The 25492-nt window shown below is 47.0% G+C and carries 30 protein-coding genes; 19 read left to right on the top strand and 11 right to left on the bottom strand.

Going from position 1 to position 25492, the window contains the following annotated elements:
* Positions 1-82: 82 nt before the first annotated feature.
* The 12 genes from K4H25_RS13520 to K4H25_RS13465 all read left to right on the top strand — a co-directional run bounded on the left by K4H25_RS13520 (position 83) and on the right by K4H25_RS13465 (position 8157).
* Positions 83-598, top strand: a complete 516-nt coding sequence (locus K4H25_RS13520) for a KdsC family phosphatase (protein WP_173532053.1) — start codon at positions 83-85, stop codon at positions 596-598.
* Positions 599-607: 9 nt separating this feature from the next.
* Positions 608-1204, top strand: coding sequence for an LPS export ABC transporter periplasmic protein LptC (lptC, locus tag K4H25_RS13515; protein ID WP_221020974.1), 597 nt, complete (start codon positions 608-610; stop codon positions 1202-1204).
* Positions 1161-1655, top strand: coding sequence for a lipopolysaccharide transport periplasmic protein LptA (gene lptA / locus K4H25_RS13510; protein ID WP_221020973.1), 495 nt, complete (start codon positions 1161-1163; stop codon positions 1653-1655). The genes lptC and lptA overlap by 44 nt, the downstream gene beginning before the upstream one ends.
* Positions 1652-2374: an LPS export ABC transporter ATP-binding protein gene (gene lptB, locus K4H25_RS13505; RefSeq protein ID WP_221020972.1), complete on the top strand. Its 723-nt coding sequence runs from the start codon at positions 1652-1654 to the stop codon at positions 2372-2374. The genes lptA and lptB overlap by 4 nt, the downstream gene beginning before the upstream one ends.
* A gap of 28 nt (positions 2375-2402) precedes the next feature.
* Complete coding sequence (locus K4H25_RS13500; protein ID WP_221020971.1) at positions 2403-3785, top strand: RNA polymerase factor sigma-54; 1383 nt, start codon at positions 2403-2405, stop codon at positions 3783-3785.
* Between the two features lie 43 nt (positions 3786-3828).
* Positions 3829-4155 carry a ribosome hibernation-promoting factor, HPF/YfiA family gene (gene hpf / locus K4H25_RS13495; protein WP_173532048.1) on the top strand — a complete coding sequence of 109 codons (327 nt, stop codon included), beginning with the start codon at positions 3829-3831 and terminating at the stop codon, positions 4153-4155.
* 104 nt (positions 4156-4259) lie between these two features.
* Positions 4260-4733 (top strand): PTS IIA-like nitrogen regulatory protein PtsN, encoded by a 474-nt coding sequence (ptsN, locus tag K4H25_RS13490; RefSeq protein ID WP_173534556.1) that lies wholly within the window; start codon positions 4260-4262, stop codon positions 4731-4733.
* Between the two features lie 112 nt (positions 4734-4845).
* Positions 4846-5790 (top strand): HPr(Ser) kinase/phosphatase, encoded by a 945-nt coding sequence (gene hprK, locus K4H25_RS13485; protein ID WP_173532047.1) that lies wholly within the window; start codon positions 4846-4848, stop codon positions 5788-5790.
* The gene (rapZ, locus tag K4H25_RS13480; protein ID WP_221020970.1) at positions 5790-6653 is read left to right on the top strand and encodes an RNase adapter RapZ; all 864 of its coding nucleotides are present in this window, start codon (positions 5790-5792) and stop codon (positions 6651-6653) included. Before hprK ends, rapZ begins: the two co-directional genes overlap by 1 nt.
* Positions 6631-7038, top strand: a complete 408-nt coding sequence (locus K4H25_RS13475) for a NusG domain II-containing protein (protein WP_255587677.1) — start codon at positions 6631-6633, stop codon at positions 7036-7038. Before rapZ ends, K4H25_RS13475 begins: the two co-directional genes overlap by 23 nt.
* The gene (locus tag K4H25_RS13470; protein ID WP_221020969.1) at positions 7019-7558 is read left to right on the top strand and encodes a Gx transporter family protein; all 540 of its coding nucleotides are present in this window, start codon (positions 7019-7021) and stop codon (positions 7556-7558) included. The genes K4H25_RS13475 and K4H25_RS13470 overlap by 20 nt, the downstream gene beginning before the upstream one ends.
* Positions 7555-8157, top strand: coding sequence for a flavin prenyltransferase UbiX (locus K4H25_RS13465; protein ID WP_221020968.1), 603 nt, complete (start codon positions 7555-7557; stop codon positions 8155-8157). Before K4H25_RS13470 ends, K4H25_RS13465 begins: the two co-directional genes overlap by 4 nt.
* 143 nt (positions 8158-8300) lie before the next feature.
* On the opposite strand, the gene K4H25_RS13460 is transcribed toward K4H25_RS13465, so the two are convergent.
* The 3 genes from K4H25_RS13460 to dtd all read right to left on the bottom strand — a co-directional run bounded on the left by K4H25_RS13460 (position 8301) and on the right by dtd (position 10671).
* Positions 8301-9659: an MATE family efflux transporter gene (locus K4H25_RS13460; protein ID WP_221020967.1), complete on the bottom strand. Its 1359-nt coding sequence runs from the start codon at positions 9657-9659 to the stop codon at positions 8301-8303.
* Between the two features lie 2 nt (positions 9660-9661).
* Complete coding sequence (locus K4H25_RS13455; RefSeq protein ID WP_221020966.1) at positions 9662-9973, bottom strand: hypothetical protein; 312 nt, start codon at positions 9971-9973, stop codon at positions 9662-9664.
* Positions 9974-10221: 248 nt separating this feature from the next.
* Entirely contained in the window at positions 10222-10671 is a 450-nt protein-coding gene (dtd, locus tag K4H25_RS13450) for a D-aminoacyl-tRNA deacylase (protein WP_221020965.1), read from the bottom strand.
* Positions 10672-10866: 195 nt separating this feature from the next.
* Here dtd and asd point away from each other — a divergent pair, with 195 nt between their 5' ends.
* Both asd and K4H25_RS13440 read left to right on the top strand, forming a co-directional pair.
* Positions 10867-11973 (top strand): aspartate-semialdehyde dehydrogenase, encoded by a 1107-nt coding sequence (asd, locus tag K4H25_RS13445; RefSeq protein ID WP_221020964.1) that lies wholly within the window; start codon positions 10867-10869, stop codon positions 11971-11973.
* Positions 11974-12113: 140 nt separating this feature from the next.
* Positions 12114-12392, top strand: a complete 279-nt coding sequence (locus tag K4H25_RS13440; protein WP_221020963.1) for a SemiSWEET transporter — start codon at positions 12114-12116, stop codon at positions 12390-12392.
* Between the two features lie 47 nt (positions 12393-12439).
* Here K4H25_RS13440 and K4H25_RS13435 read toward each other — a convergent pair whose 3' ends face one another.
* The gene (locus K4H25_RS13435; protein ID WP_255587674.1) at positions 12440-14080 is read right to left on the bottom strand and encodes an electron transfer flavoprotein-ubiquinone oxidoreductase; all 1641 of its coding nucleotides are present in this window, start codon (positions 14078-14080) and stop codon (positions 12440-12442) included.
* A 156-nt stretch (positions 14081-14236) separates the two neighbouring features.
* Between K4H25_RS13435 and K4H25_RS13430 the strand changes: the two genes are divergently transcribed.
* The 4 genes from K4H25_RS13430 (at position 14237) to K4H25_RS13415 (ending at position 17221) form a co-directional block, all read left to right on the top strand.
* Positions 14237-14983, top strand: a complete 747-nt coding sequence (locus K4H25_RS13430) for an electron transfer flavoprotein subunit beta/FixA family protein (RefSeq protein WP_221020962.1) — start codon at positions 14237-14239, stop codon at positions 14981-14983.
* The gene (locus K4H25_RS13425) at positions 14980-15918 is read left to right on the top strand and encodes an electron transfer flavoprotein subunit alpha/FixB family protein (RefSeq protein WP_221020961.1); all 939 of its coding nucleotides are present in this window, start codon (positions 14980-14982) and stop codon (positions 15916-15918) included. Before K4H25_RS13430 ends, K4H25_RS13425 begins: the two co-directional genes overlap by 4 nt.
* Positions 15919-16041: 123 nt before the next feature.
* Positions 16042-16818: a ferredoxin--NADP reductase gene (locus tag K4H25_RS13420; protein WP_221020960.1), complete on the top strand. Its 777-nt coding sequence runs from the start codon at positions 16042-16044 to the stop codon at positions 16816-16818.
* A 103-nt stretch (positions 16819-16921) separates the two neighbouring features.
* Positions 16922-17221: an STAS domain-containing protein gene (locus K4H25_RS13415; RefSeq protein ID WP_173532031.1), complete on the top strand. Its 300-nt coding sequence runs from the start codon at positions 16922-16924 to the stop codon at positions 17219-17221.
* Between the two features lie 123 nt (positions 17222-17344).
* Here K4H25_RS13415 and ntrC read toward each other — a convergent pair whose 3' ends face one another.
* From ntrC to K4H25_RS13380, 7 genes are all read right to left on the bottom strand, one after another.
* Complete coding sequence (gene ntrC, locus K4H25_RS13410; RefSeq protein ID WP_221020959.1) at positions 17345-18745, bottom strand: nitrogen regulation protein NR(I); 1401 nt, start codon at positions 18743-18745, stop codon at positions 17345-17347.
* The gene (glnL, locus tag K4H25_RS13405) at positions 18742-19800 is read right to left on the bottom strand and encodes a nitrogen regulation protein NR(II) (protein ID WP_221020958.1); all 1059 of its coding nucleotides are present in this window, start codon (positions 19798-19800) and stop codon (positions 18742-18744) included. The genes ntrC and glnL overlap by 4 nt, the downstream gene beginning before the upstream one ends.
* 158 nt (positions 19801-19958) lie before the next feature.
* Positions 19959-20435 carry a DUF4124 domain-containing protein gene (locus K4H25_RS13400; protein WP_221020957.1) on the bottom strand — a complete coding sequence of 159 codons (477 nt, stop codon included), beginning with the start codon at positions 20433-20435 and terminating at the stop codon, positions 19959-19961.
* A 68-nt stretch (positions 20436-20503) separates the two neighbouring features.
* Positions 20504-20797 carry an Rdx family protein gene (locus K4H25_RS13395; protein ID WP_221020956.1) on the bottom strand — a complete coding sequence of 98 codons (294 nt, stop codon included), beginning with the start codon at positions 20795-20797 and terminating at the stop codon, positions 20504-20506.
* Between the two features lie 63 nt (positions 20798-20860).
* Complete coding sequence (locus K4H25_RS13390) at positions 20861-22345, bottom strand: GGDEF domain-containing protein (RefSeq protein ID WP_221020955.1); 1485 nt, start codon at positions 22343-22345, stop codon at positions 20861-20863.
* 220 nt (positions 22346-22565) lie between these two features.
* Positions 22566-23375: a transporter substrate-binding domain-containing protein gene (locus K4H25_RS13385; protein WP_221020954.1), complete on the bottom strand. Its 810-nt coding sequence runs from the start codon at positions 23373-23375 to the stop codon at positions 22566-22568.
* 330 nt (positions 23376-23705) lie between these two features.
* On the bottom strand, positions 23706-23882 hold the full coding sequence (locus K4H25_RS13380; protein ID WP_221020953.1) for a hypothetical protein: 177 nt from the start codon (positions 23880-23882) through the stop codon (positions 23706-23708).
* Between the two features lie 427 nt (positions 23883-24309).
* Between K4H25_RS13380 and K4H25_RS13375 the strand changes: the two genes are divergently transcribed.
* Complete coding sequence (locus tag K4H25_RS13375) at positions 24310-25284, top strand: DUF6929 family protein (RefSeq protein ID WP_221020952.1); 975 nt, start codon at positions 24310-24312, stop codon at positions 25282-25284.
* Positions 25285-25492 lie beyond the last annotated feature (208 nt).

Below are 25492 nucleotides of genomic sequence, written 5' to 3'. Positions count from 1 at the left end.
TGCTGTACGCATTTAAATCCGAGGCCTAGCACTCAATACCTGTAAGTTTATAATTAAAAAATTTTCATAGAAGGGAAGCTGAATGCTTGAGCAAGCAAAAAAAGTTCGCGTTATGATTTTTGACGTTGACGGAGTCATGACTGACGGTCGTTTGTATTACACCGATGCTGGCGAAGAGTTAAAGGCTTTCCATTCATTGGATGGACATGGTTTAAAAATGTTGCAGCAAAGTGGCGTTCAACTCGCCATTATCACTGGTCGTACTTCGACCTTGCTCACACATCGAACCAAAAATTTGGGTATTGATTTGGTCTATCAAGGCGCACACGATAAGTTGGCTACGTTTGAGCAGCTGTTGTTAGATACCGGCGTTACGGCTCAAGAATGTGGCTATATGGGTGACGATGTTATTGATTTGCCGATTATGCGCCGCGTGCCATTTGCTGTTGCCGTGCCGAATTCACCCACCATCGTTCGCCAGCACGCGCATTACATTACCGGCAGCCAAGGTGGCTCGGGCGCGGTGCGTGAAGTGTGTGATTTAATTATGCAATCGCAAAACACCTATGATGCTGCGATGGCGCCATATTTGCGCTAGGGGATTGGTTTGCGTAGTTTAACAACCTGGGTTTTGCCCTTGCTTTTATTGCTCTTGGTCGGTAGTTTAATCTGGGCTTTAAGTCGCGTTGCCACTAATCTAACAGTCCCGCAGCGTTTGGATTTAAATGCACCCGATTTAATTGCCGATGAGGGCGTATTGTGGCGTTATGACGAGGCCGGTATCAAGCGTTCACAACTGATCGCTAGTCGGGTGACGCATGTACCGCTACAAGATACCATGCTGTATGAAAAACCGATGTTGACCCAAACTGACGCCAGTAAACCGACGGTTGTGGTGATTGGTACTCGAGCAAAATCGATCCATAAAGGCTCAGAAACTTGGTTTTATGAAGCAACTCAATTGCGCCGAGCGCCGTTTGAGGGAAACCCTGAATTGATTATCAATGGCCGTGATATTTGGATTGATGGCCAAGCTGAAGTAGCTAAGTCAGATCAGTTCGTTACCGCCGATATGGGTAAAAATCATGCCGAAGCCGTGGGTTTTGTCGCCAATAATAAATTGCAAACCTTAGAACTTAAATCACAAGTAAAGATGACCTATGTCCCGACTCCTCGTCCTGCCGCTGTTCGCCCTGTTAATTAATTCATGGTCTTACGCCGAAACGGCAGATCGTGAAAAGCCAATGAATATCACCGCAGACAATTGCGTTGCCGATCAAAAAAATTCGCAAACGGTCTGTACTGGCAATGTCATTGCGACGCAAGGCACGATGAATATGCGTGCCGATAAAGTGACAATGAGCGAAGATGCTTTTGGTAAGCAATACGCAAAAGGTGAAGGTCGTCCTGTGCGCTTTAAGCAAAAACTCGATAGCGGCGAAATGCTCGACGCTGAGTCCCTGCGCTTTGATTACGACGGTGCGAAAGGCGAAATGATTTTGATCGATAAAGCTTGGGTTAAAAAAGGCCAAGATATCGTCATGGGTGACACCATTAACTACAATCTCAATACTGAGTTTTATCAGGCTCAAAGTAAGCCGGGTAATCGAGTAAACATTACCATCAACCCGAAAAAGAAAGACGCCGCCAAATGAGTGTGTTGAAAGCGCAGCATTTACAAAAATCTTATAAGAAACGTACCGTCGTGCGTGACGTTTCTTTAGAAGTCGCCAGTGGTGAAGTGGTCGGTTTATTGGGCCCCAATGGCGCAGGTAAAACGACTAGCTTTTACATGATTGTTGGCTTAGTGAAAATGGATGCTGGGCGCATTGAGCTCGATGGCGTGGACGTCAGTCAGCAGCCCATTCATAAACGCGCTCGGCTCGGTTTAGGCTATTTGCCGCAAGAAGCGTCTATTTTTCGCAAAATGACCGTCGCTGAGAATATTAAAGCAGTGCTTGAGCTGCATTACAGCAGTAAAGACGAAATTGAGTCGCGCTTAGACGAGTTGCTGCACGATTTACATATCGCGCATTTGCGTGAAAGTGGCGCAATGAGTCTTTCTGGGGGTGAGCGCCGCCGCGTTGAGATCGCTCGCGCACTCGCTTCTAATCCACAATTTGTTTTGCTCGATGAGCCATTTGCGGGGGTTGATCCGATTGCGGTGATTGATATTCAGCGCATTATTGGTTTCTTAAAAGGGCGTGGGATTGGGGTATTGATTACCGATCATAATGTTCGCGAAACCTTAGGGATTTGCGATCGTGCCTATATTATTTCTGAAGGCGCCGTCATGGCAGCTGGTAAGCCCGATGAAATCGTTAATAATGAAGATGTTCGCCAAGTTTATCTGGGTGAGCATTTTAAAATGTAGTGTTTTTGCCAACTAGGTTATTCCCTTCATGAAGCAAACCTTGCAGTTGCGGATGTCGCAACAGCTCAATTTGACACCGCAGCTTCAGCAATCGATTAAGCTTTTGCAGTTGTCTACGCTTGATTTCCAACAAGAAATAGAGCAATTTTTAGCCGAAAATCCCATGCTTGAACGCGAAGATGGCGTGCAAGATGCGGGTGAGGAAGCTGAAAAGCCTGAGGTCAGTGAGATCGTTGAAGATGGCGATAGCTTGCGCTGGGATGAGGTGCGCAGTAACGCCTCATTTGATGAGGGTGATGAAAATGACCCCGCTTTGCGGGTGGCGAAGCTGTACTCGTTGCGTGATTATTTGTTAGCGCAAACTGGCTGCTTACCCTTATCTGATCGTGATAGCGCATTGATTTCATTGCTGATTGATGCGCTAGATGATGACGGAATGTTAAGTCAGAGCTTGGAAGAAATTTACGCGCAGCTACCAGAGAGCTTGGTGCAAGAACTTGAGCTGGAACCAGAAGAATTACAAATCGCACTGCAACATTTACAGCAACTTGAGCCACTCGGTGTCGGTGCACGTGATTTGCCCGAGTCGTTAACATTGCAATTGCGGGTCTTGCCAGAAAATAGTATTCGAAATATTGCCATTCGATTGGTGAATGAAGGTCTCGATTTATTGGCGCAACGGGATTACACTAGACTTAAACGTCAACTGCAGTGCGATGAAGTGGCACTCAAAAACGCGCAAATATTAATTCGGCGTTTAACACCAAGACCGGGTGCAAATTGGTCAGCAGAGACGACACGCTACGTTTTACCTGATGTGATTGTGACCAAGGTGCGCGGGCAATGGCAGGTACGCTTAAATAGCGCGGCGCAGCCCAAGCTAAGAGTCAATGAATTGTATGCAAAGTTACTACAAGGCGACTCAGCAGCCGCGCTCAGTGGTAAGCTACAAGAAGCACGCTGGCTGATTAAAAGTGTTGAGCAACGAGGCAGTACGATTTTACGGGTCGCTGAAGCCATTGTAATGCGACAAAAAGCATTTTTTGAGTATGGTGAAGTTGCAATGCGGCCTTTAGTGCTGCGCGATATTGCGGATGAACTTGAATTACATGAGTCGACGATTTCTCGGGTAACAACGCAAAAATACATGCTGACCCCGCGCGGTGTTTTTGAGTACAAATACTTTTTTGGCAGTCATGTTGAAAGTGAAAGCGGTGGTGAAAACTCAGCAACATCGATTAAGGCTTTGATCAAACAACTGGTACAGCAAGAAAATCAGCACAAGCCATTATCCGATAGTGCTATAACTGAAGAACTCGCACGGCAAGGTGTTGTGGTTGCGCGGCGCACCGTTGCTAAGTACAGGGAGGCATTAATGATTCCTCCCGTTAATCTGCGCAAGTGCTTATAAAAGCACTGCCTTATAAAAGCATGAAGAACCGAAGGAGTAGTATATGAACCTCAACATTAGTGGTCATCATCTGGAAGTTACACCAGCGATTCGTGAATACGTTTCAGGTAAAATTGAACGCACGACCCGCCATTTTGATAATGTGATTGATGTTTTAGTCATTTTGTCAGTGGATAAGCTGGAACATAAGGCCGAGGCGACAATCAATGTCGTTGGTAAAGATCTGCATGTTGAGTCTATCGATAGCGATATGTATGCAGCCATCGATAGCATGGTCGATAAACTAGATCGCCAGATTATTAAATATAAAGAAAAACTATCTGGTCATCGTAATGATGCCCTGAAGCATCAAGTGGTAATCGAAGAATAATCCGTTGCACAAGCAACACAACGGGAACGCCGCGAGTCGTTCCCGTTTTTGTTTATCGGAGTGCAAGTTACAATAGCAGCTCCCTTAAGGACATAAGTTTGAACATGAGCCTAATTAGCAAAATACTTCCAGTCGCCAATGTTTTTTTAGATTTGGATGTGGGTAGCAAAAAACGCGTTTTTGAACATGTGGGTATCCTGTTCGAAAACAGCCATGGGATTGCGCGTAGCGTAATTTTTGACAGCCTCTTTGCCCGTGAAAAGCTCGGCTCAACGGGTTTGGGTCAAGGCGTCGCCATTCCGCATGGTCGGATTAAAGGCTTAAAAGAAGCGGTAGGGGCCTTTGTGCGCTTGAGTGCGCCCATTCAGTTTGATGCGCCGGATAGCAAACCGGTATCATTAATTTTTGTACTCTTAGTGCCAGCCAATGCCACTGATTTACATTTGCAGATTTTGTCAGAATTAGCGCAGCTGTTTTCTGATAAGCAATTGCGTGAAGAATTAATGACCTTGCCCGATCCCGAAGCGGTATGGCAGCGCATTTCGACATGGGAGCCCTATGCTCCCGACTTCTCCTGATCGATTTGAGCCCTCAGCCAAGATCTGAGGGTTTATTTTTTGCCCGATGCCAATTTCGTTTTTGACCCATACTGGCATAAAATCACTGCTTTTAAAGCCATAGCGAGGCCGCATGCCGCAGATCACCGCTCGACAATTATTTATTGATAACGCCGAAAAACTGCGTCTGACTTGGGTTGCTGGGCAGTCGGGCGCAAATAATTTGTTGTCCAATGATGCCTCAGAGCAAAAGCCATCGCTATCCTTGGTTGGGCATTTGAACTTTGTGCATCCCAATCGCATCCAAGTGCTAGGGATTGCTGAAGTCGCGTATCTCAATGGCTTATCAACGGAAGTGCAGCACTCGAGCCTGAATCAGTTATTTGCCAACGATATGTCGGCGATGATTGTCGCCAATGGGCAAGTGGTGCCAGATTCTTTGCGAGAAGCAGCTGAGCGTCATCATGTTCCCTTGCTGACTAGTCCGGAGCAATCTCCGTATTTAATGGAGGTATTGCGCTACTATTTAAGTAAAGCACTGGCTGTATCAACACACCTGCATGGGGTATTTTTGGATGTGTTGGAAGTTGGTGTTTTGCTGACCGGTGAGTCGTCGATGGGTAAATCCGAGCTGGCGCTGGAGCTGATTTCTCGTGGGCACGGTTTGGTCGCTGATGATGTGGTTGAGGTGTATCGCACCAATCCAGAAACCTTAGAAGGGCGCTGTCCACCAATGCTGCGCGACTTTTTAGAAGTGCGCGGGATTGGGGTGCTCAATATTCGAACCATCTTTGGCGAAACGGCGGTTCGGCCGAAAAAAACACTGAAATTGATTGTGCATTTGGCCAAGGCCGGCGGCGAAAATGTTGCTCCGGTTGATCGCTTGCAAATGCAGGCGGCAACGCAGGCGATTTTGGATGTACCGGTCAGAAAATTAGTGATTCCAGTTGCAGCCGGGCGTAATTTGGCGGTGCTGGTCGAGTCGGCAGTACGAAATTATATTTTGCAATTGCGCGGTATTGATTCAACGCGTGAATTTATCGAGCGCCACCAGAAATTTATGGAGATGGGGGAATAATGAAACATAGCCAACATCAACAATTGGTCTTGTTATCGGGCTTATCGGGCGCAGGAAAAAGCGTGGCGTTAAAAGCACTGGAAGATTTGGGCTTTTATTGTTTAGATAATTTACCTGCTCCGCTATTGCCGCAAGCCGTGTCTATGCTCGATTTGGATGGCTACCCTAAAATTGCCATCGGGATTGACGCCCGTAGCGCACATAATTTATCTACATTTCCCGATCATTTAGCCGCTTTGATGGATTTAGGGCTAGATGTGCGGATGTTGTTTTTAGAAGCCAATAACGAAGTTTTGGTGAAGCGGTATTCAGAAAGTCGCCGTAGCCATCCCTTATCGTTGGGTGAATTAACGGTGAGCGAATCGGTGGTGGTGGAGCGCGAAATGCTGGAAAACATCCGTGAAATGTCGCATGTCATCGATACTTCGGGTTTATCAGCGGCGCAATTACGCACCTGGGTACGGGAATTTATCGCGACCGATCGCGCCAAATTAATGCTGATTTTTGAGTCGTTTGGCTTTAAGCATGGCTTGCCGTTGGATGCCGATTTTGTTTTTGACGCACGTTGTTTGCCTAATCCATTTTATGATCCTGCGCTACGCTCTTTAACGGGAATGGATCAGCCGGTGGCTGATTTCTTAATGCGCCAAGCCAGTGTCGGCAATTATTTGACGCATATTTTGGGCTTTTTGGAGCGCTGGCTGCCTGAGTTTGAGCGCGATCAGCGCAGTTATGTCACGGTAGCCATTGGTTGCACGGGCGGTCAGCATCGTTCGGTGTATTTAGCTGAAGAGCTGCGTCGACATTTTTCACGCAATCGTCAAGTCTTGGTTCGGCATCGTGAACAACATCAGCGCAGCTAAATCATGGCGAGATTGGCTGAGTTTATTGCGCTCAGGTGATTATGTGGTGATCGGTGTTTTTTTACTGCTGTGGGGGGTGATCACCCCCTTATGTTGGTCACAGGCTGGGGCAACGCGCGTTAAGATTTTTCAAGATGGCCAACTGTATGCCGAATTAGATTTAGCCGCAGCGCGCACCTTGGCCATTGATGGCCCGCTTGGTAAAACCACGATCGAGGTGGCCGCAGGCCGTGCACGGATCGCTAGCGATCCAAGCCCGCGCCAATATTGTGTGCGGGCTGGATGGTTGACTCAGGTGGGGCAAAGTGCCATTTGCTTGCCCAATCGCACCAGTATTGAACTCGTCGGTCAGCGTCCTGCCAGTTATGACAGTCTCAGCTACTAAAATCACTTTAAATGTCAGCAGTACCGACGAGCAAATTGCTCGCTTTGCCGCGTGCGCCATTGTGTTGGCGGTGATTGAATCGGGGATTCCATCGCCCATTCCGGGCTTTAAACCAGGGCTAGCCAATATTGTCACCTTGATCGCTTTACAGCGTTTGGGTTGGTCGGCAGCGGCGTGGGTGTCGATGTTGCGCATCTTAGGCGCGAGTCTGGTCCTCGGTGGGGTATTTTCCCCCGGTTTTGCTTTAAGTTTGGCGGGCGGCGTTGCCAGTGTGCTGGCCTTGGCCTTCGCGCAATATTTGCCGCAGCGTTATTTTGGCTTGGTGACTTGGTCACTGTGCTCGGCTTTAGCGCATTTAGTCGGCCAGCTGCTGATTGCTCGTTTATGGTTAATTCCGCATAACGGCATTTTTGTTTTAATTCCTTTACTATTGGCAATGGCCATTATTTTTGGCGTGGTGAATGGTTTGATTGCCACTCATTTATTGCGAACTCACCCTGCTGTGGATACGACACAATGAAGACAATTACGCTGGCTTTTACTGGCGCATCCGGTTTGCCTTATGGATTACGCACGCTAGAGTGCTTGCTGTCGGCAGGTTGTAACGTGCGTTTGGTATATACCCAAGTGGCGCAAATTGTCGCCAAACAAGAGCTGAATTTAACTTGGCCTAGCCGCGCTGCGGATTTGGCCGAATTACTGCGCGCGCAGTATGGCGTAACTGCAGAGCAGTTACAGGTTTATGGTCAGCAAGAATGGTTTGCACCGATGGCTTCGGGCAGTAATCCTGGGGATGGTATGGTGGTGGTGCCGTGTACCATGGGCGCTTTGTCGGCGATTGCCAATGGCGCGTCAGATAATCTACTTGAGCGTGCGGCTGATGTGATGATTAAAGAGCGTAAAACGCTGATTATTGTACCGCGCGAAACGCCATTTTCAGCGATTCATCTAGAGCATATGCTGAAATTATCGCGCCTTGGTGTGGTGATTTTACCGCCCAATCCAGGGTTTTATCATCACCCGCAATCCATAGAAGATTTAGTCGATTTTGTCGTGGCGCGAATTTTAGACCAGCTGGCGGTACCGCATCAACTCATGCAGCGCTGGGGCGAGGCCTGAGGTCAATGCCGCGATAAGGCATTGTTCAGATTACTTAGTTGTGCATTGCCGTGCTCGTCGAGCTGGGACTTAAAACCATCACACTGAATCTGAACAATCCCAACTATGCATGGTATTGCTCTCTAGCCTTTAGCGATAAAGCACTAGCTTGATATACCCGTATGCAGTGCTCGCACACTGATGCGTCTAAAAAACACATACAGCGCAATCGCCGCAAACGTCAGCGCAATCACTAGCGCCAGCCAATAGCCTGCTGGTCCTTGCGGGCTAAATGGACCGACACCAAACGTTAGCGCATAGCCGAGCGGAATACCAATCACCCAAAATGCCGTTAAGTGGATCATCAACGGCATACGCGTTGATTTATAACCCCGCAATACACCTGCAACCACAATCTGAGTGGCGTCCGAAAATTGGAAAAATCCCGACAACAATAGCAATTTGGCTGCGAGTAAAATTACCGCTGGATCGCTGGTATACCAAGCCGCAATCGTGCTGCGAAATAGAATAATCATGCAGCCAGAAATAATCGCCAAGATAAAGCCTAGGTAAATCCCAGTCTCACCAATAAAGCGTGCCAGCTTAAAATCGCCAGCGCCAACGGCTTGTCCCACGCGAACGGTGAGGGCGGTGCTAATGGCCAATGGAATCATAAAAGTCAGCGAAGAAAAATTGAGCGCAATTTGATGCGATGCCACGGTGGTGGTACCTAACTTGGCCAGCAACAGGGCAATCAAACTAAACGCACTCGATTCAACAAAAAACATAATGCCGATCGGAATGGCCAACTTGGCCAATTGTTTTTGCGTCTGTAGACGTAGACCTTCGATATGTCGAAACGGGTGCGTATCTCGATAAATCGGCGAAATGCGTATCCAGATAATCCACATGATGGCGCTAAACCACATACACATTGCAGTAGCCCAAGCGCAGCCTACTGCGCCTAACTCTGGAAATCCCCATTCACCATAAATTAACACGTAGTTGGCGGGAATATTGAGCACTAGCGCAATAATCGAAATCACCATCATTGGCTTGGTTTGATTTAAGCATGAGCTATAGCCATACAATACTCGCGCAATCGCTACCGCCGGAAATCCCCATGAAATTACCGCTAAAAAGCGACTGCCTTTTTCGGCCACATCGGGCGCTAAACCAATATGCGTAAAAATCGGCAGCAAGCTATGCGCGATGAGCATCATGATCAGGGCGATAAACAGCCCTTGATATAAGGCTTGTTGTGTTAACGATGGGATTTCATGCCACGCCTTAGCGCCAACTTTTTGCGACGCCATCGGGCTAATTGCAATCAATAAGCCAAACATGGTGACAATCATCACGCTCCAAATCGACGTGCCGACTGAAACTGCGGCCAAATCTCCAGCCGATAAATGTCCGGCCATAACGGCATCGACAAAGCCAGTGCCAGTTTGAGCGAGTTGGCCGATCATAATCGGCCATGCGAGAATCCAGGTGGCTTTAACGTCTTGCAAACGGGGCATTGCTATCCTTTGGGAATGGGGCGTGCTGGCTCATAAATGGCCAATAAATCAGGAAAGCGGCGTTGAAACAATAAGGCTTCAGTACAAAGCAAATCCAAAATTAATAAACTACCATCGGGTAAATTATGCGTTGGTAGGTGTAAGCTTTGCGCTGCAGCAAACGCCCGAATTAATGATTGCGGACCGGTATAGGGCGCAGCGCGAAGCTGTAAACAGTGGTGCTCGCGATACCTGTCAAAGTTAAGGCGGCGGTTTTTGCGTAATCCCGTTGGTGCTGGGGGGCTGATCGTGGTTGCTTCTAAACAATCATACATGGGCAAGCTCCTAAGAAACTCGCCGGTGATTCTGTTTGTTGGATTGAATCACCGACGCTTTAGCGGCATTTCGAACGCGCCCCGCAATTTGTCGATTAATTGGCGCAAAAAACAAAAAACCCACGTGCAGTGGGTTTTGCACGCTTTAGCGAGTATTTATAAAGCGCCCGCAAGCTGGGTTTCAAATCGGCGCTAAGGTCATTCTGCACTTGGCATGTTGCTTCGGTCAAGTACGGGTAAAGCCTTATTTAGGGCGCTTTGCTATCAATCAATAAAGTGATTGGGCCGTCATTGATTAAAGCGACCTGCATATCAGCACCAAATCGCCCCGTCGGCACTGGCTTGGCCAGCTTGGCGCTGAGCTGGCGAACGAATTCATCAAATATTGGCTGACTGATTGGCCCTGGAGCTGCCTCGCCCCAACTGGGTCGATTGCCTTTTTTGACATTACCAAACAGCGTAAATTGACTAACCGCCAATACGTCAGCGCCCACATCCAGAATGGATAAATTCATCACGCCGTCTTCATCATCAAAAAGCCGTAAATTGGCGATTTTATTCACCAGCCATTGGATGTCTGCCGCACCATCTTCATGCGTAACGCCAACCAGCAGTAATAAACCGGCATTGATTTGGCCGACGGTTTCGTGGCCAACATCGACTTGGGCTTGTTTGACTCTTTGAATTAAAACGCGCACCGGAGTCCTCTTTGATCGCAAAAGCCCAATTTTAACGCCGATTGGCTGGGCATGCTGCACTGTGAAGGTACGTTTGGAAACATTTAAATTGGGTAAAAGCGCGCTTAATTGGCTTTGCTGTCTAGTCAGGCATACGGAATTTCACTAATATCTAAGACTCGAATTAATTAATTGTTGTCGCTAAAGGATGTAATCATGAAACGGGTGGGTCTAGTCGGTTGGCGCGGTATGGTGGGTTCGGTTCTGATGCAACGTATGCAAGAAGAAAAAGATTTCGATGTGATCGATCCAGTTTTCTTCACAACGTCGCAAGCAGGCCAAGCCGCACCTAATTTTGGTAAAGACGCTGGCACCTTGCAAGATGCCAACGATATTAGCCAATTGGCGGCAATGGACGTGATTATTTCTTGCCAAGGCGGCGACTACACCACCGAAGTATTCCCAAAATTACGCGCTAGCGGCTGGGAAGGCTACTGGATTGACGCGGCTTCTACCTTGCGTATGGAAGACAATGCCGTCATCGTGCTCGATCCAGTAAATGACGACGTAATCCAAGGCGCACTGGCCCGTGGCGTAAAAAACTACATCGGCGGCAACTGTACCAACTCGATCATGCTAATGGGCATGGGCGGTTTGTTTAAAGCGGGTTTGGTCGACTGGGTTTCGTCAATGACGTACCAAGCGGCTTCAGGCGGCGGCGCTAACCACATGCGTGAATTGCTTAAAGGCATGGGCGTGGTGTACAACGCCGTGGCCGATGAGCTTGCAACGCCAGCTTCTGCGATTTTAGAAATCGATAAAAAAGTCGCGCATACCATTTCAAACGATGTACCGACTGAATTTTTCGGTGCGCCACTCGCTGGTGGTTTGATCCCGTGGATCGACAAGCAACTCGATAACGGTCAATCTAAAGAAGAATGGAAAGGCCAAGCCGAAGTGAACAAAATTCTCGGTTCTGACGCCACGATTCCAGTCGATGGTTTGTGCGTGCGGATTGGTGCGATGCGTTGCCACAGCCTCGCGTTGACGATCAAACTGAAAAAAGACCTGCCACTCGCAGAAATCGAATCGATTATCAAATCGGGCAACGATTGGGTGAAATGGGTGCCGAACGATCGCGAAATCACCGTGAAAGAGCTGATTCCAGCGCAAATCACTGGCAAGCTCGATATTGGCGTTGGTCGCGTACGTAAATTGAATATGGGACCAGAATACATCAGCGCATTTGTAATTGGTGACCAATTACTTTGGGGTGCTGCTGAGCCTCTGCGCCGCATGTTGCGGATTTTGCTGGCTAAGTAAGGTTTAGCTTTTCAAGATAACGGCGCGCAGAGCGCCGTTTTTTTATGGCAAGTCGGGCGAATGTACGAGTTGTTTGCGGCGCAGAGTTTAAAAGTACTTTGCGCGACTGAATTGCCAATCCATTGAGTGAGTATTGATCGATGAATTTATTGAGTTTAATTGGCATGTCCGCCGCGCTATGCACCACGATCGCCTTTGTGCCGCAAGTGTGGCAGGTTTGGCGTAGCCGTTCGGCAAAAGACATTTCTTTAGGAATGTATTTGATTTTTGTTACTGGGGTGAGTTTATGGCTGGTGTATGGCTTTATGCTCGGTGATTGGCCGTTGATTTTGGCCAATTCAGTGACTTTGGCGCTGGCAGGGGCGGTACTGGTGATGAAAATTTATTTTGATTTACGCAGGAATAAAAAGCCTGAATGATGGGTATGTAAATATGGCCCATATTAGATATGAGCCATAATAAAATACTACATGCCGGTATATAGCGGTCCGCCGCCACCTTCGGGTGGCACCCAATGGATATTTTGCTGTGGGTCTTTGATGTCGCAGGTTTTGCAATGTAAGCAATTTTGCGCGTTGATTTGTAAGGCTGGGGCGTTGTTGTGTTGAATAATTTCATACACGCCAGCAGGGCAGTAATGGCTTTCTGGTGATCCATACTGGGCCAGATTGACGGTAATCGGTATTAAAGTATCGCGTAATTGCAAATGGCTGGGTTGATCGTGATCGTGCGAGACATTAGCCAGCATTAAAGAATCAAGCCTATTGAACGTCAGTACGCCATCGGGTTTCGGGTAATGAATCGCTGCGACACTGTTGAGGCGTTTGAGCGTGGCATTGTCAGGCGTACTGTGGCGTAATGTCCAAGGGGTATTGATCCCTAGCTTAGATAGCCAAAGTTCTGCACCGGCATACATCGTGCCCGCTAGCGTACCGAGTTTAGAAATCGCTGGTTTGATATTGCGCACTTGTTGTAGTTCTTGCCAAATACTCGATTGCGCAAAGGCGGTATTAAAAGCAATCAGTTCATCGCGCTGCCGATCATTGGTAATGGCGTCGACAATGGCTGGGGCGGCCAACATGCCCGACAGCATGGCGTTGTGGGTGCCTTTAATGCGTGGAAAATTGAGTAAACCCGCCGAGCAGCCGAGCAAAATGCCGCCAGGGAAGGTCATTTTTGGCAAGGATTGCAGTCCACCTTCGGCAATCGCGCGTGCGCCGTAAGCAATGCGCTTGGCACCAGCGAAAGTACCGCGAATTTTAGGGTGGGTTTTAAAGCGTTGTAATTCTTCGAATGGCGATAAAGTCGGATTCTGGTAATTCAAGTGCACTACATAACCAATCGCCACCAGATGATCAGGCAAATGGTAAATAAACGCGCCACCGCTGGTGCTGTTGTCGAGCGGCCAACCTTGGGCGTGTTGCACTAAGCCAAGGTGATGGTGTTCGGGTTTGACTTGCCAAACTTCTTTTACGCCAAGACCAAAATGCTGTGGATCGGCGTCTTTACGTAAATCATATTTGTTTTCTAAATCGCCAGCGAGTGAGCCGCGCGCGCCTTCGCAAAACAGCGTGTATTTGGCATGAATCGCCATGCCGAGCGCGTAATCGGCTTTGTGTTGGCCTAATTTGTTGATGCCCATATCGCCAACGGCCACGCCCATGACGGCGCCTTGATCGTCATACAGCACTTCGGCTGCAGCAAAGCCGGGGTAAATTTCAACGCCTAGGTTTTCTGCTTCGCTGGAGAGCCAAGCGCAGACTTCGCCCAGCTTAACGATAAAACAGCCATTGTTGTGTAATTGAGGCGGCAGCAAGATTTGTGGAATCTTAATACCGGTATCTTCATCAAGTAAAAAGAATTCGTCTTGGTTGACTGCGGTCGCCAATTGCGGCGCGCGCTGTTGCCAATCGGGAATCAGCTGATTGAGCGCAACAGGATCAATGACCGCACCAGACAAAATATGCGCGCCCACTTGCGCGCCTTTTTCCAAAATACAGACAGAAATTTCGGGGTTGAGCTGCTTTATAGCAATGGCCGAGCTTAAACCCGCTGGGCCAGCACCAATAATCAGCACATCGTATTCCATGACGTCGCGTTCTTGCATCTCAATCTCGCTTCTATATCTGTAAAATCGAATATGTTTATAATAATAATGTGTTTTACATATAGTTTACCGCCGAATACAATCTTCTGCAAAATGGCATTTGTTCTATAATCGCGCGCGTTGATGGTTGTCAATTCGCAGCCTGCAGGAAGCACCATGAAAATTTTAGTCAGCATTAAACGGGTCGTTGATTATCAAATCCGGCCACGGCCAACGCAAGACGGTTTGGATGTCGAGCTGAGCAACGTAAAAATGAGCATCAATCCGTTTGACGAAAATGCCGTCGAAGGCGCGGTTCGCTTGAAAGAAGCCGGCGTGGCCAGCGAAGTGGTGGTCGTGGCGGTTGGTACTGCTGCCAATCAGGATGTATTACGTCACGCTTTGGCAATGGGCGCTGATCGAGCCATTTTGATCGAGACGCCGAGCGTGGTGCAGCCTTTAACTGCGGCTAAATACTTACAAGCCATCGTAGGGCGTGAAACGCCAGATTTGGTGCTCACCGGTAAGCAAGCGATTGATGATGACGCAGCTGAAACGGCGCAAATGCTGGCTGGTTTATTAAATTGGTCGCAAGCGACGTTTGCTTCCAATATCCAGCTCGCTGATGGCCGCGCTACCGTGGTGCGTGAGATCGATGGTGGTCAGGAAACCTTGTCATTGCAATTGCCTGCGGTGATTTCTGTTGATCTTCGCTTGAATGAGCCGCGTTTTATCAAACTGCCGGCATTAATGATGGCGAAGAAAAAACCGATTGAAACTTTGCCTGCTGCCGATTTTGCCGTCAGCGCACCGGCGTTAACGGTATTGCAGATTGCTGAACCGCCAGCACGTAAGCCGGGGAAAATTTTGAATAATGTGGCTGAGTTGGTCGCTGCATTGCGAGCAGAGAAGGTGTTGCCATGAGCGTTTTAGTGATTGCTGAATTAGACAGCCACGGGATTAAAGCCGCTACGCGTTCTGCGATTAGCGCCGCAAGTCAATTGGGCGAAGAAGTCCATTTATTGGTTACTGGCAATGATGTAGCGGGTATTGCTATCGAGGCCACAAAAATAGCTGGCGTGAGCAAGGTACTCCATGCTGATGCACTAGCCTATGCCCATGGTTTGGCAGAAAACCTCACGCCCTTATTGGTGCAGCTCGCCGCAAATTATTCAGTATTGATCGCTGCGGCGACCAGCTTTGGCAAAAATGTATTGCCACGCGCAGCGGCATTGCTCGATGTGGCGATGGTGTCTGAAGTCATTCAAATTATCAATGCCACGACCTTTGTGCGGCCGATGTACGCTGGCAATATCAATGCCACCGTTGTTGCGCCAGCCGGTTTACGGATTTTGACGATTCGTCCAACGGTGTTTGAAGCCGTTGCCGCGACTGGTGGTGCTGCGGCACTGGAAACGTTGACAGCAACCGCCGAGACCGGACAAACCACATGGGTGAGCCGCGATTTGGTTGAGCTTGATCGCCCAGAGCTGGCAACAGCACGAGTGGTGATTAGCGGTGGTCGTTCACTCGGTAGTGCCGAAGGCTTTAAATCAACGCTCACGCCATTGGCTGATGTCCTCGGTGCGGCCATCGGTGCGACTCGCGCAGCGGTGGATGCGGGCATGGCACCCAATGATAGCCAAGTTGGTCAAACCGGTACTGTAGTCGCGCCTGAGCTGTATATGGCTTTTGGCGTTTCGGGCGCAGCGCAGCACGTGGGCGGGATTAAGGACAGTAAGGTGATTGTGGCGGTGAATATCGATGCAGATGCACCTATTTTCCAAGTGGCTGATTATGGTTTGGTCGCAGATTTATTTACTGTGATTCCTGAATTAGAAGCGGCGTTAAAAGCTTAATAATTTGAACCAACGCAAAGGCACAAAGATAAATAGAGCATAAAGCGGTCCAATTTTTTAGGACGTCGCTGCTTTTTTTTGTGTCGGTGTGCCTTTGTGGTGATTGTTTTTGAAGGAAGTTAAATGTCTAAGTTTGCCCATGAAACAGTGCTGAGTGTTCGTCACTGGAATGATACTTTATTTAGCTTTACCACGACGCGTGATGAATCGCTGCGTTTTGAAAATGGCCAGTTTGTTATGATTGGTTTGGAAGTGGATGGTAAGCCATTAATGCGTGCTTATTCAATTGCCAGTGCCAATTACGAAGAAGAGCTCGAATTTTTCAGTATTAAAGTGCAAAATGGCCCGCTGACTTCGCGTCTGCAGCATTTAAAAGAAGGCGATAAATTATTGGTGAGCCGTAAACCCACCGGCACATTGGTATTGTCTGATTTAAAACCGGGTAAACATTTGTATTACCTCAGTACCGGTACCGGCTTAGCGCCTTTCATGAGCTTGATTAAAGATCCTGAAGCGTATGAAAAATTCGATAAAATTATTTTGATTCATGGTGTTCGCACGGTGAGCGAATTAGCTTATGCGGATTATATTGAGCATGAATTGCCAAATAATGAATTTTTTGGTGAAGAAGTTCGCAATAAATTAATTTATTACCCAACTGTGACGCGTGAGCCATTCCGTAATCAAGGCCGTCTGACTGATTTAATTACTTCGGGTAAATTATTTGCAGATATCGGGTTGCCACCACTGAATCCAGAAACCGATCGCGCAATGCTGTGCGGTAGCCCTGCGATGCTAGAAGACACTTGTAATCTACTCGACTCATTGGGCTTTAAAGTGTCTAAACGCATCGGTGAGCCGGGTGATTATGTGATTGAGCGCGCATTCGTTGAAAAATAATGTGTAGATTGGCGGGCTTTTTTTAATTGCAAGCTTTGCATAAGTCTTCTCTCTGGCTAGACTATATTGTACATACAGTCATCAACGTTTTTGGAGTAGGTCTATGCAAGTGAATGTACGCTTTGATAATAACCGCGCCATCTTAGCTTTGAATGGCAATTTTACGTTTGAATTTCATCGTGAGTTTAAACACGCAACGACCTCGGCTTTACAGCATCCTGGCCTCTCTGATATCGAGATTGATTTTTCGGCAGTGGATTATATGGATTCAGCTGCCTTAGGGATGTTGTTGCTATTAAATGAGCGTGCTGCAGGCAAAAAAATTACGTTGGTTAATTGTAAAGGCACCGTGAAGTCAGTACTCGATATTGCGAACTTTGGCAAAATTTTCGAAATTCGTTAAGCCATTCAATACCGCCATGATGCAAAAAGCCCGAGGAGTCGTCCTCGGGCTTTTTTATTGCACATCATTTTAGTGCCAGCGGCCTAACCCATTGGCGTGTGTGGGCTTTGGGCCGCGCTGGAATTAGGCGCTATGCTCATCGATACCGAGCTCTTGGATTTTTCTGGTTAGGGTATTGCGTCCCCAGCCAAGTAATTCTGAAGCTTCTATTCGTTTACCCCCAGTTTGAGCTAAGGCTTGCTCAATCACGGTGCGCTCAAAATCCTGCATCATACTGTCTAAAATTCGGCTGTCACCGCGTTGCAAGCGGTGTTGCACTTCGGCTGCTAAGGACGACTGCCAGTCGCCAACGAGTTGATTCGTCACTTGTGGGGTAGCACGCAATTCTGGCGGTAGATCATTGCTTTCAACGCATTGCCCCGGTGCCATCACGCTAATCCAATGGCAGATGTTTTCGAGCTGACGCACATTGCCCGGAAAATGATATTGAGTGAGCTGCTGCATTGCGGCTTCGCTTAAGCGTTTGATTTCAACGCCGAGGTTTTGCGCCGACTGCGCCAGAAAGTGCTTTGCCAGTAGCGGAATGTCTTGCTTACGTTCGCGCAGTGCTGGTAAGCGCAAGCGAATGACATTCAGGCGGTGATAAAGGTCTTCACGAAATAGTTTTTCTTTGACCCGATCTTCAAGATCTTGATGCGTGGCAGCAATGACCCGCACATTGGCCTTAATCGGTTGATGACCACCAACGCGATAGAAAAAACCATCCGAAAGCACCCGTAATAAACGAGTTTGTAAATCAAAGGGCATGTCACCAATTTCATCAAGAAATAGCGTGCCGCCTTCGGCTTGTTCAAAGCGGCCAATTCTTTTGGCGTCGGCCCCAGTAAAAGCGCCACGCTCGTGACCGAATAATTCAGATTCTAATAGATCTTTAGGGATGGCCGCGCTATTGATGGCGACGAATGTTTTGCTGGCGCGCGGGCTATGTCGATGTAGCGCGCGGGCAACTAGTTCTTTACCACTGCCAGATTCACCGGTAATCATCACCGTAGCCGCCGAATGAGACAGGCGGCCAATGGCGCGAAACACGTCTTGCATGGCTGGCGCTTGGCCGAGCATTTCAGGGACTTCAGAGCCCGTTTCTTGGTTTGGGCTGAGCGTTTCACTCTCTTGCATGGCACGGCGAATCAGCGCAATCGCTTGGTCGACATCAAACGGTTTAGCTAGATATTCAAATGCCCCGCCTTGAAAGGCTGAAACGGCACTATCTAAATCGGAATGTGCAGTCATGATAATCACCGGAATATCTGGCCATTCACGTGTCATCATGTCTAAAAAACTGAGCCCTGATTCGCCGGGCATGCGGATATCGCACACAACCGCTTGTGGACGCTCGGTTTGTAATCGAATCAGCGCCTCGGTGGCAGAGGCAAAGGTGGTATGGGTAATTTGCTCGCGACTGAGTGCTTTTTCAAACACCCAGCGAATCGATTTATCGTCGTCAATCACCCAAACTGGTTTCATGATGTGCTTCCTGTGTCTTGCCATGCGTTAAGGGGTAAGAAAAGGCTAAATGTGGTGTGTCCCGCTCGGCTTTCAAATTCAATCACGCCGTGATGCTGTGCAATATAGGTATGCGCTAAATGTAAGCCGATACCTGTGCCACCGGGGCGGCCAGAAACCAACGGATAAAATAGCGTTTCTTTTAAATGCTCAGGGATGCCCGGGCCGTTATCGCTAATGTCGATGCGCAAGGCCAAAGGGTAGCGTTGGCGATTGAGTGTGACTTGGCGGGCAATACGAGTACGTAAGATGACTTCGCCAATATTGGACATAGCTTGGATGGCATTGCGCACAATATTAAGCACGGATTGAATTAATTGCTCTTTGTCGGCAATTAAAGTTGGAATACTGGTGTCGTAATCTCTTTTTACCGCCAAGCCATTGGGCGTTTCTGCCAAAACAAGGCTGCGTACACGCTCTAACACCTCATGGATATTGAGCTCTTTGAGCTGCGGTAAACGATGGGGCGTGAGTAGGCGATCGAGCAAGCTTTGCAGGCGAGAGACTTCATCGACAATCACGTCGGTATATTCTTTAAGCTGCGGGTCGGGTAATTCATGTGCTAAAAGTTGGGCTGCGCCCCGAATGCCACCGAGTGGATTTTTAATTTCATGCGCTAAATTACGAATTAACTCGCGATTGGCTTGTTGCTGCGCTTGTAAGCGCTCTTCATTAATAATGCGGCGTTGTTGATCAATGCGCCGTATTTCTAGTAATACCGCTGCCGCGGTTGATTCAATCGGCGTGACATCGAGCGTGACATACATTTCGCCCTCAATACCAAACACCACTAATTCGTGCTCAGTGATTGAGATGCGTTTTTCTAATGCCGTTTGTGCGGCAAAAACTAAAGGTGAATTCTCACCAAAACAATGGATTAAAGAGGGGTGCTCGTGTGGCTTTACATTAAATAAACTATTCGCTGCTGGATTAGCGTAGCGAATATAACCGTCCTGATCGACCGCTAATACGGCCGCATCGAGATAATCGAGGCCAGCAAAAGTAGGGTGGCTCATATGCGGCTCCATCGGATACCAGCTGATTTAAAAAAGACGAATTGTCGCGCAGAGATGGATGAACTAAAGCAAAATGTAGGCCAGCTTTTTAGCGTGTCCATTGGCTAAAAGGATTCATCTTTGCACAATATTGGTGCTGCTACGCCTTTTATGGCGCATTAGCGCACTCGGGTTAGCTCGGCTTGCAGTGCGGAGACGTTCTTTTCGTGCATCACAATGGCTTCGCGTAGGCGGCCAATGCGCTCGAGATAAATTTTAGGATTGGCTTGCTCAGCTGCCGAGCGATTGGCATCGGCATCTTGTAAATTCTTTTTAGCCTTGCTCAATAGCTCGCGCTCGCTGCTGAGCTCTTCTTCTAAAATTAATTTGCGATTACTATCGCGACTTTTTTGGGTGGCCGCATCCACTTTAGGGAAATTCACCGGAGAAGGAACCGCGACTCGAGGCGATTTAATGCTCTCGTTATTGCGCCGAACTGGATTGCTTACCGGTTGCGATTCACTCATGATGCGTACTGCACCTTTAATGGGTGAATTAGTAAATGTCACATTGCCATTACTATCTACATATTTGTAGATATCGGCATGCGCCATATTGCAGAGAAATAGAAGGCCAATCAGTCGTTTTGAGTGCATAGCAGAAAGGTATCACAGCCTGCGCTTTGTGCCTAATCAGCTGGCTGTGAAATGTAATACAAATGAATTTAATTGTTGGTTTTATCCGAATGTCCTAAGGTTTTGTCCGGCGCAATCAGATCTCTAATCCTTTGCTTTAAAATTTTAGCTTCTGGAAAACCGTTTTCAATTTTTCTATCCCAGACTAAAACATCATCACAATGGATTAAAAATACGCCACCCGTACCCGGTTGTAACGCCACTTCGCCTAATTCAAAAGCAAAAGTTGAGAGTAATTCTTGGGCCAACCATGCACTGCGCAGTAACCAGCTGCACTGAGTGCAATAGAGTATGGTGATACGGGGTTTGTTGAGTGAGCTCATGATAATCAAATTAAAGTGAAGCGACTATTTTGCCTACAATTGGCCAATCAGCAAAATATAATTTTAGACCACACTGCTGTGAATTATGGTGCATGTATCGGCTTGTATACAATTGCGCCCCTTGTCTTTAGCCAAATACATCGCATTATCGGCGCGCGAGAGTAAATCATCCAATGATTGATCATGCGGCAGTAGGCTCGATATGCCGATACTCACCGTTACGGTCAGTTGTGGATTGTCCGTCAAAGAAAAAGTGCTGTTTGCAATCGCAGAGCGTATTTTTTCGGCAACAATTTTAGCCTGCTCAAGCGTGGTTTCTGGTAGTAAAACTACAAACTCTTCGCCACCCCAGCGCGCGACTAAATCGGTGGCACGGGTATTGAGCACACATAATTGTGCAATCTGTTTTAATATTTGATCGCCAAATAAATGCCCGTATTGATCATTAATTTTTTTAAAGTGATCCACGTCGATCATCATAAAGCTCAGGTTTTTTTTATAACGCAAAGCGTGTAAAAAAGCCGATTGGGCTTTGGATTGCCATTCTCTGCGATTACTAAGTTGGGTTAGCTCGTCCGTGGTGGCAAGAATGCTTAATTCATGGTTGAGCTGAGCCAGTGTTTCTGTTCGTGATTTCACCTCGTGCTCTAAATAAGCTTGGTTATGCATAATTTGTGTTTGTGTTTGCGCTAAATATTGTAAAGCTAAGGTAATAGAAAAGACAAATATTTGAATTTGTAATAATGAAATAATGATGTTTTGTGTATTTATAAATCCATAGCCTTTTGCAGTAAGACCAATGCACATTAATGTAATGAGTAATAGTGAGACATTGGTTGCCGCCATTTTAAAGCGCACTGCAATATATAGCATGAGTGGTAGTAGTAAAATCAATGTACGATCTAAGATGAAATAATTAATCAATATTGGGATAGGAGTGATGATAAGGAAGTATATTGATTTTTCTAGTTCTTTAAATAAAGATCCTGATTTTAGATAAGGATAGAGCGGGACAAATAAAATTAGTCCAGAGGAATCTGCTAGCATTAAAACCATGCTGCGAATTAATATAGAATCTAAATTTATCGGAATTAAGCCTGCAGAAATTTGCAATGCGATAAATAACGGCATGGTGACTGCGACGGGAATAAAGCTGACACGCAGCCAAATTTTGGGTAATACCATGGGTTGTCGCCACATGGCGTTGCCGTGTTGGCGGGTTATGGCCTGATAAGCGCGTGCAGCTAAATACGATTGCAATGTGTCAATCGCCGCAAAAATACACCCGCTGATTAAAATGCTGCCGATTTGATGTTGCCAGTGGCCATGAAATAAATAAGGGGTATTGATGACTAGGCTGCCAAAGTAAACGATGACAAGACCAATGCGCCCTAATTGCAAAACAGTAAATAACCCAATGCCTGCGGCCAGCCAAATTAAAGCCATATTGCCGGGATTGATTGTCCCGAGTTGAATGGATAACACACCAGCAAATAAGTAGCTGACTAAAAATAGGCTAGCGGTGATGATTTTTGTATGAGCGCTCATTTTTATAAATGTAGTATGTTTTGCATAAGTATAGCTGTCAGCTTGAGTCAGCGTGAATTAAAGTTGTAAATATGATAAGTAATGTAATTTTGTTTTGATGATGTGTGGCCAAGCAAAGGCGATAAAAAATGCCGCTCACTTGCTCTTAAGTGAGCGGCACTAAGCCACTGAGGACCGGTTTTTCTTCGCCAAATTAAATTAAAGAGGCGATTGGTGCGAGTTAATTTCGGCTTGGGCTAATTTTAAATATTCGCCCCATCGCTTGGCTACTTTGTGGGCCAAACCAGTTATTAAAGATCGCCAGAGCTTCACCTGAGGTCTCCATATCGACGAGCGCATTATTCACAGCAGTTTGTAGCGTTTTTTCGCTTTTGGGCATCGCGACACCAAAGGTTTTCGTATCCAACGCAAAATCACTCACCTCAAATTGACTACGCTGTGCTGCAGGAATTTGCGCCAATGTGGCGGTCATCACTGGCCCGTCACCCAACATTCCGTCGACAACCCCCGCCAATACCGCCTTTAACATTTCTGGTTTATCTTCAAATTCAGCGAGTTTAGTCTCTGGGAAGGACTTGCGCATTAATTTGACCGAGCTGGATGCCGAAGTCAGCGCAATCTGGCTGCCTGCTAAATCTCTTTCAGATTTAAAGCGCCCTTTTTTGGCCAGAATGCGCGTATCAGTTACAAAATAACCGATACTAAACGCGACTTCTTTCTCGCGCTCTGCGCTGCGCGCTAAATCAGCGATGACAATATCCGCTTTACCTTCCTTAATCCAAGGAATGCGATCGTCCGACTCTAAGGTTTTAAACACAGGCTTCACTTTCAAGCGCTTGGCAATTCCCAAGGCAAAGTCAATGTCATACCCTTTGAGTGCGCGGGTTTTAACATCGAGTTGTGAGAATGGCGGCGAAGAGTCTTTGACGCCAATGACAATTTGGCCACTTTTTTGAATGGTTTCTAGTGATGCCGCTTGAGCTAATTGAAAGACAAGAACGGCTGCTAAAGCCGTGCCAATTTTGAACATAATAATTCCTTGGTTTAAATAGATAATGCGTGGTTCTACTACAACTGCAATATTGAATTTAATTTTTGCAGTCAGATATCAAGCTGGTATTTAAGATCAATAGATCACTTCATTGCGTCCACTCGCGGCGGCCTGACAAGGCTATAAGCTGCGGTTAAAATATCAATGAATAGCGTAAGCGTCAGTGCTAAGTCTGATGGTGGCAGTGGCGCGAAATCTTATTTTGCTATGAGCCCAAAGCCTTTAACACGGCACACTTGCAAAACGTTCGGTATGCGCATCTAGAAAATCTGCCGCCGCACGCGGATTAGCAAACGTTTGTGGCACGAATCAATGCGCTTTGTGCAATAGGACGACCCAATTTGCGTCGTCGGTAAACGCCGTGTTCTTACCAAACAAAACCATCCATTCACCCGCAATATTTAATATCCGCGCATGTCGTTTTGGCTCTTGGCTGCGGATTGGCGCCTGCGTATACAGATCAATACCATTAAATTGCAGCGCCATAATTTAGGTCTTTAATTTATATCACGAGTGCGACCTAGATCAGCTCGCCCAGCATCTTGCCTTGCTGCTTAGTTGGCGAATTTAATTCAGGCATCTAACTATTTTTCTTCATCAAACCAACATAACAATTGAGAGCCTGTTGCATAACGAGGCATAGAAATTTGCAGTGGTATTGCTCGCTAAGTTTTACAAAATAAGAGCTCAAGTCAAATACATCAATACTGTAGGTGTGGCGTAATCCATCCATTTCGATTAAAAATTTAAATCAAATCTCCGTGTTGTATTGAAGAGTGAATGGTGTGATTTTATAGAAAGCAAGGGAAATAATACACACAATTATGTAAAAAAAATGTAATATTTGCGTCATTGTTTGGGGTGATAAAACTGCCCAATTTTATATTTTTACGTCTAATAGAGTAAGGACACCATGCTTAAACATCTTCTCGCCGCAACTCTTGCAGCTACTTTTGCCCTACACGCCAATGCCGAAAGCTACACACTGGAATTGGGTCAGCCTCATATCAATCGTGACCTGCCATCGGCTTCTGGCCTGAATTATCGCAACGGTTTTTTCTATGCGGTGGGTGATGATGCTCAATGGCTGTTTGAGCTCGATAAGAATTTCTATATCACTGATAAACAGTTGATTAAGGAGTATCCAATTGACCCAGTCACCGGTCGGATCAATAAAAAAGTAAAACCTGACTTTGAAGCCTTAGCGCAATTTCGCCAAGGCAAACAAACTTGGAGCTTAACGCTAGGCTCGGGCAGCAAATCAAATCGCGAAGTGGGCTTTTTGCTCTCTAGCGATCGCATTAGCAAACATGAGCGTAGCCTGACGAGCTTATACACGCAGCTGAAAACTGCAGCGGGTATTGCTGAACTCAATATTGAAGGCTTGGCACTGGGCAATGGCAAAGCGTACATCTTCAACCGTGGCAATGGCGGCGGCAATCTGATTTTTGCTGTGAAGCAGCATGAGTTGATTGAATATATGTTCAATAAATTAGAAACCTTCAGCAAAGTAGAGACATTCAAAGTGACTTTGCCGGTAGTGGCGAACTTTGAAGCGGGCCTGTCAGGCGGCGATTTCTGGGCGAAAAATAACAGTTTGGTTTACACCGCCTCAGTGGAAGCTACTGGCGACTCATACAACGACGGCCAAATTTTGGGTAGCTTCATTGGTGTCATTCCATTGGAAAAACTGAAAGACGGTGCGGTACTTAATTTGACGCCAACGTCAGTACCCTTGCTCGACCAAGGCGGTCGCGTCGTGATTACCAAAGCGGAATCTTTGGCGATCATTAGTAGCGAAGAAGACGAAATCAAAGGCGCAATCGCCAGTGATAACGATGATGGTACCAGTGAGTTTTTCTATTTCGAGCTAGAAAAAAATGATTAATTGAGGCAAATCCTCAATTGCTACACAAACCGAATGCCGTTCACTTCAGTGAGCGGCATTTTTTTATCCAGTCTTGCGCGTAAAACATCTTTCATTGGCTGGGGTGACTAGCGTGGCAGTGATAACAGCCGGTGGAGCGGCTGAGCCCTTACCTTGCGATTGTTAGAAATAAAAAACCCGCACAAGCTAAGCTGTATGCGGGTTTGCA

Source organism: Deefgea piscis, from assembly GCF_019665785.1.
GTDB lineage: Bacteria > Pseudomonadota > Gammaproteobacteria > Burkholderiales > Chitinibacteraceae > Deefgea.
Note: the sequence above shows the minus strand (reverse complement) of the source record. Positions and strands in the feature narration are given on the sequence as shown.

Bases quoted from the DNA above. Each gene is read 5' to 3' on its own strand.
- K4H25_RS13520 (WP_173532053.1), top strand. From the start codon at position 83: ATGCTTGAGCAAGCAAAAAAAGTTCGCGTTATGATTTTTGACGTTGAC.
- lptA (WP_221020973.1), top strand. From the start codon at position 1,161: ATGTCCCGACTCCTCGTCCTGCCGCTGTTCGCCCTGTTAATTAATTCA.
- lptB (WP_221020972.1), top strand. From the start codon at position 1,652: ATGAGTGTGTTGAAAGCGCAGCATTTACAAAAATCTTATAAGAAACGT.
- K4H25_RS13500 (WP_221020971.1), top strand. From the start codon at position 2,403: ATGAAGCAAACCTTGCAGTTGCGGATGTCGCAACAGCTCAATTTGACA.
- hpf (WP_173532048.1), top strand. From the start codon at position 3,829: ATGAACCTCAACATTAGTGGTCATCATCTGGAAGTTACACCAGCGATT.
- ptsN (WP_173534556.1), top strand. From the start codon at position 4,260: ATGAGCCTAATTAGCAAAATACTTCCAGTCGCCAATGTTTTTTTAGAT.
- hprK (WP_173532047.1), top strand. From the start codon at position 4,846: ATGCCGCAGATCACCGCTCGACAATTATTTATTGATAACGCCGAAAAA.
- rapZ (WP_221020970.1), top strand. From the start codon at position 5,790: ATGAAACATAGCCAACATCAACAATTGGTCTTGTTATCGGGCTTATCG.
- K4H25_RS13470 (WP_221020969.1), top strand. From the start codon at position 7,019: ATGACAGTCTCAGCTACTAAAATCACTTTAAATGTCAGCAGTACCGAC.
- K4H25_RS13465 (WP_221020968.1), top strand. From the start codon at position 7,555: ATGAAGACAATTACGCTGGCTTTTACTGGCGCATCCGGTTTGCCTTAT.
- K4H25_RS13460 (WP_221020967.1), bottom strand. From the start codon at position 9,659: ATGCCCCGTTTGCAAGACGTTAAAGCCACCTGGATTCTCGCATGGCCG.
- K4H25_RS13455 (WP_221020966.1), bottom strand. From the start codon at position 9,973: ATGTATGATTGTTTAGAAGCAACCACGATCAGCCCCCCAGCACCAACG.
- asd (WP_221020964.1), top strand. From the start codon at position 10,867: ATGAAACGGGTGGGTCTAGTCGGTTGGCGCGGTATGGTGGGTTCGGTT.
- K4H25_RS13440 (WP_221020963.1), top strand. From the start codon at position 12,114: ATGAATTTATTGAGTTTAATTGGCATGTCCGCCGCGCTATGCACCACG.
- K4H25_RS13435 (WP_255587674.1), bottom strand. From the start codon at position 14,080: ATGCAAGAACGCGACGTCATGGAATACGATGTGCTGATTATTGGTGCT.
- K4H25_RS13430 (WP_221020962.1), top strand. From the start codon at position 14,237: ATGAAAATTTTAGTCAGCATTAAACGGGTCGTTGATTATCAAATCCGG.
- K4H25_RS13425 (WP_221020961.1), top strand. From the start codon at position 14,980: ATGAGCGTTTTAGTGATTGCTGAATTAGACAGCCACGGGATTAAAGCC.
- K4H25_RS13420 (WP_221020960.1), top strand. From the start codon at position 16,042: ATGTCTAAGTTTGCCCATGAAACAGTGCTGAGTGTTCGTCACTGGAAT.
- K4H25_RS13415 (WP_173532031.1), top strand. From the start codon at position 16,922: ATGCAAGTGAATGTACGCTTTGATAATAACCGCGCCATCTTAGCTTTG.
- ntrC (WP_221020959.1), bottom strand. From the start codon at position 18,745: ATGAAACCAGTTTGGGTGATTGACGACGATAAATCGATTCGCTGGGTG.
- glnL (WP_221020958.1), bottom strand. From the start codon at position 19,800: ATGAGCCACCCTACTTTTGCTGGCCTCGATTATCTCGATGCGGCCGTA.
- K4H25_RS13400 (WP_221020957.1), bottom strand. From the start codon at position 20,435: ATGCACTCAAAACGACTGATTGGCCTTCTATTTCTCTGCAATATGGCG.
- K4H25_RS13395 (WP_221020956.1), bottom strand. From the start codon at position 20,797: ATGAGCTCACTCAACAAACCCCGTATCACCATACTCTATTGCACTCAG.
- K4H25_RS13390 (WP_221020955.1), bottom strand. From the start codon at position 22,345: ATGAGCGCTCATACAAAAATCATCACCGCTAGCCTATTTTTAGTCAGC.
- K4H25_RS13385 (WP_221020954.1), bottom strand. From the start codon at position 23,375: ATGTTCAAAATTGGCACGGCTTTAGCAGCCGTTCTTGTCTTTCAATTA.
- K4H25_RS13380 (WP_221020953.1), bottom strand. From the start codon at position 23,882: ATGGCGCTGCAATTTAATGGTATTGATCTGTATACGCAGGCGCCAATC.
- K4H25_RS13375 (WP_221020952.1), top strand. From the start codon at position 24,310: ATGCTTAAACATCTTCTCGCCGCAACTCTTGCAGCTACTTTTGCCCTA.